The 14132-nt window shown below is 43.9% G+C and carries 11 protein-coding genes, 4 tRNA genes and 1 riboswitch; of the genes, 7 read left to right on the top strand and 8 right to left on the bottom strand.

Annotated features, from left to right (window positions below):
- Position 1: 1 nt before the first annotated feature.
- The 7 genes from thiC to DW862_RS18855 form a co-directional block, all read right to left on the bottom strand.
- A complete protein-coding gene (gene thiC, locus DW862_RS18885) occupies positions 2-1699 on the bottom strand; it encodes a phosphomethylpyrimidine synthase ThiC (RefSeq protein WP_117809620.1) in 1698 nt (565 codons plus the stop codon).
- A gap of 12 nt (positions 1700-1711) precedes the next feature.
- Positions 1712-2485 (bottom strand): thiazole synthase, encoded by a 774-nt coding sequence (locus tag DW862_RS18880; protein ID WP_120069909.1) that lies wholly within the window; start codon positions 2483-2485, stop codon positions 1712-1714.
- Between the two features lie 153 nt (positions 2486-2638).
- The gene (locus tag DW862_RS18875; protein WP_008022656.1) at positions 2639-3259 is read right to left on the bottom strand and encodes a thiamine phosphate synthase; all 621 of its coding nucleotides are present in this window, start codon (positions 3257-3259) and stop codon (positions 2639-2641) included.
- Positions 3260-3263: 4 nt separating this feature from the next.
- Entirely contained in the window at positions 3264-3464 is a 201-nt protein-coding gene (gene thiS / locus DW862_RS18870; RefSeq protein WP_008017057.1) for a sulfur carrier protein ThiS, read from the bottom strand.
- A gap of 60 nt (positions 3465-3524) precedes the next feature.
- A riboswitch (TPP riboswitch) is annotated at positions 3525-3618 on the bottom strand.
- A 35-nt stretch (positions 3619-3653) separates the two neighbouring features.
- Positions 3654-5657 (bottom strand): ATP-binding protein, encoded by a 2004-nt coding sequence (locus DW862_RS18865; RefSeq protein WP_120069906.1) that lies wholly within the window; start codon positions 5655-5657, stop codon positions 3654-3656.
- Between the two features lie 148 nt (positions 5658-5805).
- Positions 5806-6423 carry a superoxide dismutase gene (locus DW862_RS18860; RefSeq protein ID WP_120069903.1) on the bottom strand — a complete coding sequence of 206 codons (618 nt, stop codon included), beginning with the start codon at positions 6421-6423 and terminating at the stop codon, positions 5806-5808.
- 75 nt (positions 6424-6498) lie between these two features.
- Positions 6499-8238 (bottom strand): RHS repeat protein, encoded by a 1740-nt coding sequence (locus tag DW862_RS18855; RefSeq protein WP_120069899.1) that lies wholly within the window; start codon positions 8236-8238, stop codon positions 6499-6501.
- 146 nt (positions 8239-8384) lie between these two features.
- Between DW862_RS18855 and DW862_RS18850 the strand changes: the two genes are divergently transcribed.
- Positions 8385-10763: an ATP-dependent helicase gene (locus DW862_RS18850; protein WP_120069896.1), complete on the top strand. Its 2379-nt coding sequence runs from the start codon at positions 8385-8387 to the stop codon at positions 10761-10763.
- A gap of 25 nt (positions 10764-10788) precedes the next feature.
- A complete protein-coding gene (locus DW862_RS18845) occupies positions 10789-11481 on the top strand; it encodes a glycine zipper family protein (RefSeq protein ID WP_120069891.1) in 693 nt (230 codons plus the stop codon).
- Between the two features lie 270 nt (positions 11482-11751).
- Here the strand turns inward: DW862_RS18845 and DW862_RS18840 are convergent, their stop codons facing one another.
- Entirely contained in the window at positions 11752-12309 is a 558-nt protein-coding gene (locus DW862_RS18840) for an NAD(P)H-dependent oxidoreductase (RefSeq protein ID WP_120069887.1), read from the bottom strand.
- 176 nt (positions 12310-12485) lie between these two features.
- Between DW862_RS18840 and nspC the strand changes: the two genes are divergently transcribed.
- The 5 genes from nspC (at position 12486) to DW862_RS18815 (ending at position 14131) form a co-directional block, all read left to right on the top strand.
- Positions 12486-13625, top strand: a complete 1140-nt coding sequence (gene nspC / locus DW862_RS18835) for a carboxynorspermidine decarboxylase (protein WP_087318729.1) — start codon at positions 12486-12488, stop codon at positions 13623-13625.
- A gap of 118 nt (positions 13626-13743) precedes the next feature.
- Positions 13744-13816, top strand: a tRNA-Gly gene (locus DW862_RS18830).
- A gap of 34 nt (positions 13817-13850) precedes the next feature.
- Positions 13851-13932 (top strand) — tRNA-Leu (locus DW862_RS18825).
- A gap of 23 nt (positions 13933-13955) precedes the next feature.
- Positions 13956-14039: transfer RNA gene (locus tag DW862_RS18820), tRNA-Leu, on the top strand.
- Between the two features lie 19 nt (positions 14040-14058).
- Positions 14059-14131: transfer RNA gene (locus DW862_RS18815), tRNA-Gly, on the top strand.
- The last annotated feature ends 1 nt before the right edge of the window (position 14132 follow it).

The following is a 14132-nucleotide window of genomic DNA, read 5'->3' as shown; positions in this document are numbered from 1 at the left end:
ATTATTTATTGCCTTTGGCACTTTTCTTTAAATCGCGTGACAATCTCATTGCACAGAAATTAGGTCCGCACATCGTACAATATTCTCCATCGATATGGTGTCCTGCACGGAAATAGGTCTGCGCCCGTTCCGGATCGAGAGATAGGTCGAACTGGTCTTTCCAGCGGAACTCATAGCGAGCTTTACTCAATGCGTTGTCGCGTACCTGTGCACTCGGGTGTCCTTTTGCCAAATCGGCGGCATGAGCGGCTATCTTGTAGGTAATAACTCCTACGCGTACGTCTTCTTTATCAGGTAAGGCAAGGTGTTCTTTCGGGGTGACATAACAAAGCATAGCCGTACCCAACCATCCGATTTGTGCGGCACCGATAGCAGAAGTGATATGGTCGTATCCGGGAGCAATATCCGTCACCAACGGGCCGAGCGTGTAGAAAGGGGCGTCATGGCATTTTTCAATCTGACGTTCCATGTTCTCTTTAATTTTATGCATCGGAACGTGTCCGGGACCTTCAATAAATGCCTGAACATTCTTATCCCAGGCACGGAGCACCAGTTCTCCCATGGTATCGAGTTCGGCAAACTGCGCTTCATCGTTTGCGTCGTAGATAGAACCCGGACGAAGTCCGTCACCTAATGACACGGCTACGTCATATTGTGCCAGAATATCACAGATATCGTCAAAATGATCGTATAAGAAACTTTCCTGATCGTGTACGAGGCACCATTTACTCATAATACTTCCTCCACGGCTGACAATGCCGCACAAGCGATTATCGGCAAGATGAACATTATGACGGCGAATCCCTGCATGGATGGTAAAGTAATCGACCCCTTGTTCACATTGTTCAATCAATGTGTCCCGGTAGATTTCCCAGGTGAGGTCTTCCACTATGCCATTCACTTTTTCAAGTGCCTGATAAATAGGAACAGTGCCTACCGGTACGGGACAATTGCGGATAATCCATTCACGTGTTTCATGGATGTTTTCTCCTGTGGAAAGATCCATCAACGTGTCTCCACCCCATTTACAGCTCCACAGTGCTTTCTCCACTTCTTCATCAATGCTGGAGGTAGTAGCCGAATTTCCGATGTTCGTATTGATTTTTACAAGGAAGTTACGTCCGATAATCATCGGTTCAGCTTCCGGGTGGTTGATGTTGGCCGGTAGTACAGCACGTCCCTCCGCAATCTCCTGACGAACAAATTCGGGGGTAATGTGAGTTTTAATTCCCAGTTCCTCACAATTCATATTTTCGCGGATCGATACGTATTCCATTTCAGGAGTGATAATTCCTCTTTTGGCATACGCCATTTGGGTGATTGCTTCTCCTTTTTTAGCACGATAGGGCAGGGCGATGTGTTCGAAACGTAAGTGATCGAGACTTTTATCATCTCTTCTCATTTGTCCGTATTCCGAAGTAATTTCAGGCAACTGTTCCACGTCACCACGACTCACGATCCATTCTTCACGCATGCGGGGCAGTCCTTTTTTGAGGTCAATGTTCATTTCTGCATCACTGAACGGTCCGCTGGTATCATATACATATATTTCCGGATTCGGTGTTGCTATCTTTTCTTCGCCTTCAAAGCTGACACTGGGTACTTGCTCCACTTTCCGCATGGCAACGCGGATATTCGGATAAAGTTTACCCGGTAAATAGACTTTCTGCGAGCGGGGGAATTTTATTTTTTGTTCCATAGTTTATTTGTTTTAATCAAGAAAAGCCGTAAGAGGTGAACTTGCTTCTGCTACGAAGTCGATGGCTTGTAATCCTAATCCTGCTTCGTAAGCCTGTCTTCCGGCTTCTGTAGCTGCTTTGAATGCTTTAGCCATTTCTACCGGATTTCCGGCAACGGCTATTGCAGTATTCACTAATACAGCGGAAGCTCCCAGTTCCATTGCTTCGGCAGCATGGCTTGGCGCGCCGATACCGGCATCCACTACCACCGGGATACCTGCCTGTTCGATAATGATTTGCAGGAATTCTTTTGTCTGCAATCCTTTGTTCGTACCGATGGGGGCACCGAGCGGCATAACGGTAGCTGTGCCTGCTTCTTCCAGCCGTTTGCAGAGTACAGGGTCAGCCTGGCAATAAGGAAACACGATAAAGCCCAGTTTCACCAGTTCTTCCGTAGCTTTCAGTGTTTCGATAGAGTCGGGGAGCAGATAGCGCGGGTCCGGATGAATTTCCAGTTTCAGCCAGTTTGTTCCAAAGGCTTCGCGAGCCAGTTGCGCGGCGAAAACAGCCTCTTCCGCGTTACGTACACCGGAGGTGTTGGGCAATAACTGAATATTCGGATGAATGATATGTTTCATCATGTCGTCCTCTTTGTTATCCATGTCGATTCGTTTCATGGCAACAGTTACCATTTCCGTACCCGAAGCCAGAATAGCTTGTTCCATTACTTCATTGGAATTGAATTTTCCTGTTCCTAGAAAAAGACGGGAGTTAAATTCGCGTCCCGCAATTACTAACTTTTCCATTCTATATATTTTAGTTGATTATTTAAATGCTGATTTTTTGAGACAGAAGAACATAAGAACAAAAATAAAACAGTAGAAATAATTATCTAAGTGCAGCTTTTATGTTCTTTTGTTCTTCTGTCTGAATCAAAATTCCATTTATCATTTGACAAATTATAGATCACTTTCAATGATTCTACGTGTTTCTTCTACCGGATTATCTGCTCCGAGAATAGTTCCTGACAGGGCTATTCCATTTACTCCTGTATGAAGTATGGCAGGAATATCTTCAAAAGTGATTCCTCCGATAGCTACAACGGGGATTTCGATATTCGCTTCCTTCATCTGTGAAAGAATAGAAGAATAGCCCTCCAAACCCAGTACAGGGCTTAGATTCTTTTTAGTGGTAGTAAACCGGAAAGGACCGATGCCGAGATAATCGGCTCCGGCACGATAGTGCTGTACGACATCTTCGAAAGTGTTTGCAGTGCCGCCGATAATAAAGGCTTCACCAAGTATTTGGCGGGCCTGGTCGATAGGCATATCCTTTTTGCCTAGATGTACACCGTCCACTTCCAGCTTTTTGGCCAGTTCGACGTGGTCATCCAGAATCAGGATTGCTTCGTGCTCTTTGCAAAGCGGCTTCAGTTGCAGGGCTACTGCTTCCACTTCTTCGAGAGGAGCGTCTTTCATACGTAGCTGGATCCATTTGCATCCGCCTTCGAGTGCCATACGTGCCGATTCGAGGTACGAATACCGTTCGGTCTGATGCGTGATAAATTGTAGACTAATCATCTCCTTATCCTCCGCAAGCCGCTTTGATAATCACCAGGTTATCGTTCTCGTGTAGAATGAAACACTCCCATTCGATACGGGGAATCATTTTGTTGTTTACGGCGATAGCAATGCCTTGAACCGGAAGTTCGAGCTGTGCTGTCAGTTGCGTAAGGGTAGAAGCAGGAGTCATTTCCACCTCTTTGTTGTTCACTTGTACTTTCATTGTCCTATCAGAATAAATAAGTTGAAAGTAAATACAAAGAGCGTGCTTAAATGGAAAGGCGATAAGAAGAAACACAATCCCTACGTCAGTATTAACTGCCTCAGGTTCCTAGGGTATAATCTCAGCCCCTCATGGGGCACCCCTTTGTCTTTACGGGAGCAAAGTAAGCGAAAAAGAAACAGAAAAACACTAAATCAGTCGATTTTTTTTCATTTTTTCTGTTGATTCCTGTTTTTTGATGGGATGAGAAAAGATAAATCGGGCGCCATTTTTGTAGCTCTTGTCAATCCATATATCACCTCCCATATATTGGATGGTCAGTTTGCAGATAGCCAGTCCCAACCCTGTACCTTGCACGAATTCATTCAGCTTTTCGAAACGTTGGAATACGAGTTCCTGTTTATCTTCGGGGATTCCCGTGCCGGTATCTGTCACCGAGAACAGCATACATTGCTTTTCTTCGTCCACTTCATAATCCAGCGTGATACTTCCTCCGGCAGGAGTGAATTTCAAGGCATTATTCAGCAGGTTGATAATAATCTGTTGCAGACGCAACGGGTCCGTGTAGAGCATGTAAGGCTCCTTAGGCATTTGGAGTTTGATGTCTACATCCACTGTCTTGTTCCGGTTGGTGAGAGTAATCATATTCTGGCAATGGTTCACCAGCTCGCACCATTCATAGTTGAATTGCAGCTTTCCTGATTCCAGGCGTGATATATCCAGTACATCGCTAATCAGTTGGAGCAATAAATTGGAATTAGTCTGGACGATATCGGCGTATTCTTTCAGTTCATCATTCTGCTCTACCGAACCGATAATCAGGCTGGAGAAACCGACAATTGCGTTTAAAGGTGTCCGTATCTCATGGCTCATATTCGAGACAAAAGCACTTTTTAATTGATTAGCTTCTTCGGCGCGCTCTTTGGCGTCGCGTAATTCGATTTCAGACTCTTCCAGTTTCTTTTTATCTTCCCGCAATTGTTGCGTGGTTCTTTCAAGGTGATTTTTCAGGATTTTCGTCCGGTAATAGTAATACAGGGAAATCATCAGACTTCCTACTAATACGAGGAAGATAATCAGGATAAATTGCACTTCTGTCTTGTAGGCTACAAAGAAGGGGATAGGCTGATTGATAACCATTGAGTTGACAGGCAACTTCTTGTTTTCAAATCCCCATTCCTTTAGTTTCTTCGCGTCAAATTTATATCGGTTGGGTAAGATATTGATGCTGCTGATACCCGTTTCCTTCTGGTCTAAAAAGCGGTAAGCATATTCTCCCATATTTTTTCCCACTCCTTCATATTGCGGGACATATCCTCCGATGGCCCAATAGCCTATTGCGGTGGAAGTCATACTGAACACAGGCAGGAGAGGATTGGCTTTGGAAAAAGCATAAACGGAGTTGTTCATGTAAGTGATCCCCCGGCTGTCAATTCTCCAGATACCAAGAAGCATTGCTGTGTTTCTGGGAAGATTGCGCAATTGATTGGCAGCCATATCGAGTGTGTGGATGCGACCGTCAATATAGGTGATGGATAACTGCGGGAAATGTTGCAGGTTTTTCTTGAACCATGCCAGTTCGGCAAGTCCGTTATAGGTATTATCCGATACAAATACCAGGTGCTCTGTGTCCGGGTAGAAATCCTGTATCATTTCGATATCTTTGCTGATGTTATATTCGTATGTATCACAGTATTTTACGTTGTACTCCTTCATTCGTTCCGTTAAGTTGATACTTACAGGATTATAGTTCCGCATATCGATTGAATCCTCCGGAATACGGATGCCGTTGCGTGATGCCATTGCGCAGAAAACAGGAAGCTGCTTATATTTCTCATCTTCAAGATGAAGGAAACTGCTCCATGCTTCACCACCCAAAAGAATCACTAATTTAGCTTTCGGATGTTTGTCTAAAATATCGGTTAATGTTTTTTTCCATTGGTGCGCCTGCGTTAAATCCGTCGCATTCATGTTTTCTACAATGGTCGAGTATCTTCCTCCCAATTGGGTGTAGGTTTCTATAAATGTGCTGATGTTATCGTAGGTATATTTAGTGTCAGAATTGTATGAGGTAATGAACAGGATCTCTTCCTCTGGTTCTTCTGTGGCGGCAGCGTTGCAGAAAAGGGGGAAGAAAAGAAGAACGGCAATGGAGACAATAAATCGTATCTCTTTTCTTTTATATAGTACCATAATTGTTTGTTATGCTAGTTTATGGGTTGCAAAAATACAACTAATGCGTTTGATATACAATAAAAGTTTGTTTTTTTAGTCTGTAAAAAAGGTCGCTGTGAAAACACAACGACCTTTTTCATAAGTATAGCTTTGCTAGTAAATCCGGTTACATTCTTTTTTCAACCACATCCCAGTCGATGATGTCCCACAGGGCATTTACGTGGTCGGCGCGGCGGTTCTGATAATCCAGATAATAGGAGTGTTCCCAAACGTCAAATCCGAGAAGCGGTTTCAAACCGGCACGTACCGGATTGCTGCCGTTGGCTTCTTTCGTGATTTTCAGTTTACCGTCTTTCCCAACGGATAGCCAGGCCCATCCTGAACCGAACAATCCGACTGCTGCTGCGTTGAATTCTTTCTTGAAGTTTTCAAAGCCACCGAAGTCACGTTTGATGGCTTCTCCCAGTTTGCCTGACGGTTCCTTCTTTGAGGGTTTCGGGGCAAATTGCAGGAAGTACAGATTGTGATTCAATACTTGTCCGGCGTTATTGAATATAGCTCCGTCCGGTGCGGTTGCAACGATTTCTTCTACCGTTTTACCTTCATATTCTGTTCCGGGTACGAGGCTATTCAGATTATTTACATACGTTTGTAGATGTTTTCCGTAATGGAAATCTATTGTTTGCTGACTGATTACAGGTTCCAACGCATTGTTTGCGTAAGGAAGTTTAGGCATTTCGTAAGTCATGGTCATCATAATTAAAGACATTAATATAGTATTCATAATGTTACAAGTTTTAATTGGCTTGTTATACTATAATAACAGAAGCCTTCTGCAAAATGTTCACAGCATCTTACTTTATTTGTAAATGTACTGTATACGTTCCACCTCTTTCGGGTGATCGCGGTTGGTCCGGCAGATCCATTGGCCCGTATTGTCATATTCATAATAAGAATTGCCGTCAATCCGGTTCCCGTATTTATCATACAGGCAAGTCAGGCATCCGGACGTTTTTTGGTTATTACCCAAAATCCGTTGGTAGACAATCTGCGACAGATAACCGTATTTATCGTATTCATAAGCATCTTTTTGTGAAATAACCTGATCTGGAGAATTGGCAAAAAGCAAGTTTTGATGTTGGGATGAAACCAATCTTCCTTTATCATCATATTTGTTGGCGGTGTATGCCTGAAGTTCTCCGTTCTTATTATATTCTTTGGTTTCGGTCAATAATCCCTGTTTATTGTAGGAGCTTATGACGACTCTTCCGTCTGCATACTTGAGCGAATCACTCTCAATACTTCCATCGGTACCGATGCGGCGTGTCCGCCGGTAGAGATCCGTTTTGGTTTTCGGATTCGTTTGTACCTCAAAGATGCAGTGACCTTGCGGGTCGTATAATCTATTCGTCTGTATTTCATTACTTGGCTGCCCGTTCTTCATGGTAAGTGCCAGGGTGGAGACGAGCTGTCCTTTATCGTCATACGAATAAGTGGTCGAGGTGGTTCCTGTACTGTCGTTTTCCGCAGACTTTATCAATCGCCCTCCATTATAGTATTTCACGGAAGTAGGGGTGGATATGATTGTTTGCAGAATAAAAGGTGCCCGCAGTGCGTTGGCCTGGTCGCGAAATTCCTTGTATCTGTGTGTGCAAAGAAAATCCTGCAACATACTTAACGATTCGGAACTGACAATGGCAGGTTTTAAAAGCTCAAAATCAGCTTTTTCACTAAGATATTCAAGGTCATCCAGGTGCGTACGTGCTGTGGAAGTCAGGTAAGGTGATTGCTTATAGTCGTCAATGATCTGTCGGATAGCTGTTGCATTTCCTTTCTCCCGGAGGCTGTCAATTCCTTGAAACAGAAAATCGTCGTATAATGTGCGGACTTCCGAAAGGAAGGGACGTGTATCTTTATCAGTGAAGAATTTCTGCATGGCGGCATTATCAAAGAATGCTTTAAAATTCGCAGAGGTCGGATTACTCTTTACGATCTGATAAAGCCGTTTGTTTTCCGCAGTGTTGATTTGAGAGATAAACTTGCCGTTCGGATATTCCGAGATATACGTTTGATAGATGTTCAGCGCAGGTGTTTTCAGCATCCCTTCCAGTAGGGCCAGTTCGCGGATGTCCCGCACCTTTTGCAAGAGGGCGGAGTCTGCCGGATAGCCGCTTGACTGGATGCTGTCCATCAATGTCTTGCTAAAGGGAATCTGCTCTTTCGATGCTTCTAAGATGGAGATAACAGCCTGTTCCGCTTTGTCTTGTACGTTGGAAAGCTGTATTTTCTCTTCTTCGCAGATATTCGGAAAATAAGCTTTCGTAGCTTGTTCGTAGCAGCCGAAATAGTTGGTGGCGGCTTGCTCACTTTGTTTGTTCCACAATTCGTTGAGAACGTCCAACAATGCCAGTTCTTCGGCATAATAGGTTTGCGTCTCGTCATCTATCTTATCACGGTTTTTCTGCCATTTGTCGGCGTCATTATCGTTCAGATACCTTAGCAGCTTTTCCAAGCGGCTCTGTTTTTGTGCCATTGCCTGTGGAATGCAGGCAACCAGAAACAAACTTAAAATAATTGATAAAAATATACTCCTTTTCATTGCTTTTTGGGGTTAGGTTAAAATAGTTAGTGATGAAAATTCATAAAAATACCTTCATTCTCGAATGAATATTATACTTTTGTATTGAGAACAAATTTGAGTGCCAAGGGTTTGTTAAAAATCCACATTGTTTTTATAATGCTGTTATGAATACCAATTATATAGATGAATTGAACGAGAGTCAGTGTGCAGCAGTGACTTATAATGACGGTCCTTCGCTGGTGATAGCCGGTGCGGGTTCGGGGAAGACGCGCGTGTTGACTTATAAAATCGCTTACTTGCTGGAGCAGGAGAACGGGTATAATCCGTGGAATATCCTTGCGCTGACCTTTACTAATAAGGCTGCGCGCGAGATGAAAGAGCGTATTGCCCGGCAGGTAGGTATGGAACGGGCACGTTATTTGTGGATGGGTACTTTCCATTCCATTTTCTCACGTATTCTTCGTGCCGAAGCACAATATATCGGATTTACTTCCCAGTTTACCATTTATGATACGGCTGATAGTAAGAGCCTGCTCCGTTCCATCATCAAAGAGATGGGGTTGGACGAGAAAACTTATAAGCCGGGAGTAGTGCAGGCACGCATCTCCAATGCAAAAAACCATTTGGTCACTCCTACGGGGTACGCTGCCAATAAAGAGGCTTACGAAGGAAATATGGCTGCCAAGATGCCTGCTATTCGTGACATCTATACCCGTTATTGGGACAGATGCCGTCAGGCGGGAGCGATGGATTTTGATGATTTATTGGTATATACCTATATTCTGTTTCGTGACTTTCCGGAAGTGCTGGCACGTTATCGCGATCAGTTCCGTTATGTGTTGGTGGATGAGTATCAGGATACGAATTATGCGCAGCATAGCATTGTTCTGCAACTGACAAAGGAGAATCAACGTGTCTGTGTGGTGGGAGATGATGCGCAAAGTATCTATTCTTTCCGTGGGGCGGATATTGATAATATTCTCTATTTTACGAAAATCTATCCCAACACGAAAGTCTTTAAACTGGAACAGAATTACCGTTCTACGCAAACCATTGTTTGTGCTGCCAATAGTCTGATTGAAAAGAACGAACGTCAGATCCGGAAAGCCGTGTTCTCGGAGAAAGAAAAAGGGGAACCCATCGGTGTGTTTCAGGCGTATAGTGATGTGGAAGAGGGTGATATTGTGGCTAATAAGATTGCGGAGCTGCGTCGGGAATATCACTACGGATATGCTGAATTTGCCATTCTATATCGTACGAATGCGCAAAGCCGTATTTTCGAAGAGGCTCTTCGGAAACGGAGTATGCCTTATAAGATTTACGGGGGACTCTCGTTCTATCAGCGGAAAGAGATAAAAGATGTGATTGCTTATTTCCGTTTGGTGGTGAATCCGAATGATGAAGAAGCGTTTAAACGAATCATCAATTATCCGGCTCGTGGCATTGGAGATACCACGGTCGGGAAGATTATATCAGCGGCTACCAATCATGGCGTAAGTCTTTGGGCGGCAGTCTGCGAACCATTGAGTTACGGACTGGATATAAACAAAGGAACTCATGCAAAACTGCAGGGCTTTCGTGAACTGATAGAAGGTTTTATTGCCGATCAGGCGGATAAGAACGCTTATGAAATAGGAACGGATATTATCCGTCAGTCCGGTATTATCAATGATGTTTGTCAGGACACATCCCCCGAGAATCTAAGTCGTAAGGAGAACATAGAAGAGTTGGTGAATGGTATGAATGACTTCTGCGCTTTGCGGCAGGAGGAAGGCAATCCGAATGTGTCTCTTACTGATTTCCTTTCGGAAATTGCGTTGCTCACCGATCAGGACTCCGACAAGGCGGATGATGGGGAAAAGATAACGTTGATGACCGTCCATTCGGCGAAAGGATTGGAGTTTAAGAATGTATTTGTAGTCGGTCTGGAAGAAAATCTGTTTCCCAGTGGGATGGTCGGAGATTCTCCCCGGGCGCTGGAAGAAGAACGTCGCTTGTTCTATGTAGCTATTACCCGTGCGGAAGAACATTGCTATCTGTCTTTTGCCAAAACCCGTTTCCGTTACGGAAAGATGGAGTTTGGAAGTCCCAGTCGTTTCCTGCGTGATATTGATGTTGATTATTTGCGGTTGCCGCATGAAGCAGGAGTGAGCCGTGCTGTGGATGAAGGAGCGGGACGTTTTCGCAGGGAGATTGAAGGGGGATTTGCCCGTTCTGCTTCTCCGTCGCGTGCGCCTTTCGGTAGTAATTCTTCCGAGCAGCGTGAACGTCCGAAAGCACAGATTATTGCTCCCAGTGTACCGAGAAATTTGAAGAAGGTAAGTGCTGTTGGTGGAAGTAGCAGTGCGCAGATGGCGTCTTCCGGTTCAGCATCGGTAGCAGGAGTACAAGTCGGACAGATGATAGAGCACGAACGTTTCGGATTGGGCGAAGTGCTGAAAGTGGAAGGAACGGGAGACAATGCGAAAGCCACTATTCATTTTAAAAATGCGGGAGACAAACAACTATTGTTGCGTTTCGCTCGTTTTAAAGTGGTAGAATAAATAATAACACTAAATAGAGAGGCTCATGAAGAAACAACTAACAGTAATTTTGCTTTCCGCTTTGCTTTTGAGTGGATGTGCGTCGGGGCGTATGGGAAATCCGGGAGCTATCATGGCGGGTGCTTCTATCGGAGGTAGTCTGGGAAGTTCGATAGGCGGACTTATCGGAGATAATAATCATGGCTGGAGGGGCGGTTATCGTGGCTCTGCTATTGGAAATATTGTAGGAACCATTGCCGGTGCGGCTATTGGAAACGCATTGACGGCACCGAGACAAGAGCAGATAGAGGAGGATGCGTATATTCCTGAAGTACGGGAAGTACGTGTGCAAAAGTATAAGAAGCAGCCGCAAGTGCAGCCGCCCATTTCTCAACTGAAGTTGCGCAAAATCCGTTTCATTGATGATAATCGTAGTCATGTGATTGATGCGGGAGAAAATAGCAAGATTATCTTTGAGATTATGAATGAAGGGAGAAAGCCTGTCTATAATGTGGTTCCTGTGGTGGAAACGGTAGAAAAGGTGAAGCATCTCGGCATCTCTCCTTCGGTGATGATTGAGGAAATTCTTCCGGGTGAGGGCATCCGTTATACGGCTTCGATTCATGCAGGTGAAAGGTTGAAAGATGGTGAAGTGACATTCCGTGTCGCAGTGGCGGACGAGAATGGGGTGATTTGTGATTCGCAGGAATTTACCTTGCCTACACAGCGCGGAAACTAGAGTTAAAAGCCCGAAATACCCGGTTTAAATATAGTGACGGTATATGCCTTGGATAGTGACGCTATCCTAAGCATATACCGTCACTATGTTGGTGGGATAGCGTCACTATCTTATATAATCATTTTGTTTGCACAGCCAATGTTTGAAGTCATGATTAGAAGTAACCTCTATTTCAGGGCGGGGCATACAAGTGTTTGGTGAAACCTAAAGCTATGCTTTAGCATCTGTAAAGCGTAGCTTTATCCTATCTAAAGCTACGCTTTATAAATCTTACCAATTGTTCCCTGCATTACTGTTACCGATAAGCATCTCCACACGTTGTTTATACAGATTTGCCCCTTCAGCGATATTCTTGCCGGCGTCTGCTGTTCCCATTCCGTAAACCACAATAGGGGTTTGCCATGACATTCCCGAATGAATGGCACTTACCTGATAAGGACGTAATAATTCGTCCGTAGTGAAACGGTTTCTGCCTCCACTGCGATAAGCTTCGTATTCGGATCCCGTGGTCGTTACTACTGTCAGCGGTTTGCCGGCGACAGCCGGAGTCTTGGATAGAAAAGTAAAGACTTCATCCTGCCATTTCTTTAGTAATGACGGTGCAGACATCCAATAGAAAGGAAATTGATAGATGACAGCCGAGGCATCGGAAATGATTTTACTCCATTCATCTATATTGAAAGCGATTTCCTGCGATAGCTCGTAAAGATTGAAAACCGCCACTCCTTCTATGTCACTGACAGCATCAACTAATGCTTTGTTTGCTTGTGATTCTTTGATGTTAGGATGTGCCAGTAGAATCACTACTTTTCTTAAATCTTTATTCATTTTAATCGGGTATTTAGGATGATACAATACTTACTATAATATATAAGGTGTAAAAATAAGAAAAAGTTCGCGAAAACCAATATCTTAATTAAAAATAAAACAATCCCTCTTTGCTTTTGAATTTGTATTTTTGCATCCACGTTCGTAAGGCGTCAATTTAGATAATAATTTTATATATGATAGATTTTAATCAGTTTCCTTCTCCTTGTTATATCATGGAAGAAGAACTTTTAAGAAAGAACCTGTGTTTGATAAAAAACGTAGCCGACAGGGCGGGAGTGGAGATTATTCTTGCTTTCAAGTCGTTTGCCATGTGGCGTTCTTTCCCTATATTCCGTGAATATATAGACCATTCTACGGCAAGTTCGGTGTATGAAGCCCGTTTGGCACTGGAAGAATTCGGCAGTAAGGCACATACATATTCTCCAGCTTATACGGAACAGGATTTTCCTGAAATAATGCGTTGCAGCAGTCATATCACTTTCAACTCGATGCAGCAGTTCGAGCGTTTTTATCCGATGGTGGTGGCAGAAGGAAGTGGTATTTCTTGTGGTATTCGTGTAAATCCCGAATACTCGGAAGTGGAAACAGAACTTTATAATCCATGTGCACCCGGTACACGTTTTGGGATAACAGCCGATTTGTTGCCCGATGTATTACCGCAAGGCATTGAAGGTTTTCATTGTCATTGTCATTGTGAATCTTCTTCGTATGAGTTGGAACGTACATTGGAACATCTCGAAGCCAAATTTTCCCGTTGTTTTCCACAGATAAAGTGGTTGAATCTCGGTGGTGGACATCTGATGACCCGTAAAGACTATGATACCGAACATTTGATAACACTATTGCAAGGATTAAAAGCACGCCATCCTCATCTGCGAATTATCCTGGAACCCGGTTCGGCTTTTACATGGCAGACGGGAGTGCTGACTTCCGAAGTAGTGGATATTGTGGAAAGTCGTGGAATCAAGACGGCTATTTTGAATGTCAGTTTCACTTGCCACATGCCTGATTGTTTGGAAATGCCCTATCAGCCTGCCGTGCGTGGTGCCGAAATGGGAAACGAAGGAAAATATATTTATCGTCTCGGAGGAAATTCCTGTTTGAGTGGTGACTATATGGGATTGTGGAGTTTCGATCATCCTTTGCAAATCGGAGAACGTATTGTGTTCGAAGATATGATTCATTATACGATGGTCAAGACAAATATGTTTAACGGAATTCACCATCCTGCCATTGCTATCTGGACCAAAGAGGGGAAAGCTGAAATATACAAGCAATTTTCTTATGAAGATTATCGTGGCCGAATGAGTTGATAATCAAAATGATTGTTTTGCGGTCGATGCAAAGTGAACAGATTTCTGTGAAAAAAGTAGGCAGAATGTTTGCAGGTTTACGGAAAATCCCTACCTTTGCAACCGCAAACGAAAAAATGCGGAAATAGCTCAGTTGGTAGAGCATAACCTTGCCAAGGTTAGGGTCGCGAGTTCGAGTCTCGTTTTCCGCTCATGTTTCTTTGAAATGTTGGAACAATAATCTTTGCCCAGGTGGCGGAATTGGTAGACGCGCACGTTTCAGGTGCGTGTGTCGAGAGGCATGCAGGTTCGAGTCCTGTTCTGGGCACAAAGGTTAAACTTTAAAATTATGGAGAGGTGGCGGAATTGGTAGACGCGCTACTTTGAGGGGGTAGTGACAGTTATGTCGTGGGAGTTCGAGTCTCCTTCTCTTCACAGTTTATGAAAGTGATTTGCGGAAATAGCTCAGTTGGTAGAGCATAACCTTGCCAAGGTTAGGGTCGCGAGTTCGAGTCTCGTTTTCCGCTC

This window comes from Bacteroides sp. AM37-9, from assembly GCF_003603455.1.
GTDB classification, from domain to species: domain Bacteria; phylum Bacteroidota; class Bacteroidia; order Bacteroidales; family Bacteroidaceae; genus Bacteroides; species Bacteroides xylanisolvens.
The sequence above is the reverse complement of the archived record's forward strand: the minus strand, read 5'-3'. Positions and strand labels throughout refer to the sequence as shown.

Coding starts and splice junctions, on each gene's coding strand:
- DW862_RS18855 (WP_120069899.1), bottom strand. CDS start 8,238: ATGAAAAGGAGTATATTTTTATCAATTATTTTAAGTTTGTTTCTGGTT.
- DW862_RS18840 (WP_120069887.1), bottom strand. CDS start 12,309: ATGAATAAAGATTTAAGAAAAGTAGTGATTCTACTGGCACATCCTAAC.
- DW862_RS18860 (WP_120069903.1), bottom strand. CDS start 6,423: ATGAATACTATATTAATGTCTTTAATTATGATGACCATGACTTACGAA.
- DW862_RS18865 (WP_120069906.1), bottom strand. CDS start 5,657: ATGGTACTATATAAAAGAAAAGAGATACGATTTATTGTCTCCATTGCC.
- thiC (WP_117809620.1), bottom strand. CDS start 1,699: ATGGAACAAAAAATAAAATTCCCCCGCTCGCAGAAAGTCTATTTACCG.
- DW862_RS18845 (WP_120069891.1), top strand. CDS start 10,789: ATGAAGAAACAACTAACAGTAATTTTGCTTTCCGCTTTGCTTTTGAGT.
- nspC (WP_087318729.1), top strand. CDS start 12,486: ATGATAGATTTTAATCAGTTTCCTTCTCCTTGTTATATCATGGAAGAA.
- DW862_RS18875 (WP_008022656.1), bottom strand. CDS start 3,259: ATGATTAGTCTACAATTTATCACGCATCAGACCGAACGGTATTCGTAC.
- DW862_RS18850 (WP_120069896.1), top strand. CDS start 8,385: ATGAATACCAATTATATAGATGAATTGAACGAGAGTCAGTGTGCAGCA.
- thiS (WP_008017057.1), bottom strand. CDS start 3,464: ATGAAAGTACAAGTGAACAACAAAGAGGTGGAAATGACTCCTGCTTCT.
- DW862_RS18880 (WP_120069909.1), bottom strand. CDS start 2,485: ATGGAAAAGTTAGTAATTGCGGGACGCGAATTTAACTCCCGTCTTTTT.